This window comes from Cupriavidus oxalaticus, from assembly GCF_038900635.1.
Lineage (GTDB): Bacteria > Pseudomonadota > Gammaproteobacteria > Burkholderiales > Burkholderiaceae > Cupriavidus > Cupriavidus oxalaticus_B.
This window is the reverse complement of record NZ_JAYMRX010000100.1, coordinates 1-432: the sequence shown is the minus strand read 5'-3', so window position 1 is coordinate 432 and position 432 is coordinate 1. Positions and strand designations below refer to the sequence as shown.

Below are 432 nucleotides of genomic sequence, written 5' to 3'. Positions count from 1 at the left end.
CGACCGCCTGGTCCAGATCCGCATCCGGCATCACCACCAGGTGGTTCTTGGCCCCGCCCAGCGCCTGCACCCGCTTGCCATGCCTGGTCCCTTCCGTATAGATGTACTCGGCAATCGGCGTCGAGCCAACGAACGACAATGCCTGCACATCCGGATGCGCCAGCAGCGCATCGACCGCCTCCTTGTCCCCCTGCACGACGTTGAACACGCCATCGGGCAACCCGGCCTGGCGCAGCAGATCGGCAATCAGCAGGCTCGGCGACGGGTCCCGCTCCGATGGCTTCAGCACGAACGTGTTGCCGCAGGCCAGCGCCACCGGGAACATCCACATCGGCACCATCACCGGGAAGTTGAACGGCGTGATCCCCGCCACCACGCCCAGCGGCTGGCGCAGGTTCCAGTTGTCGATGCCGCCACCGATGTTGTCGGTGA

Annotated in this window: 1 protein-coding gene; it reads right to left on the bottom strand. The window is 66.0% G+C overall.

The features are described 5' to 3' along the window. Nucleotides 1–432: aldehyde dehydrogenase family protein (locus VSR71_RS35130; protein ID WP_342917929.1), on the bottom strand; the 432-nt coding region annotated here is incomplete at both ends.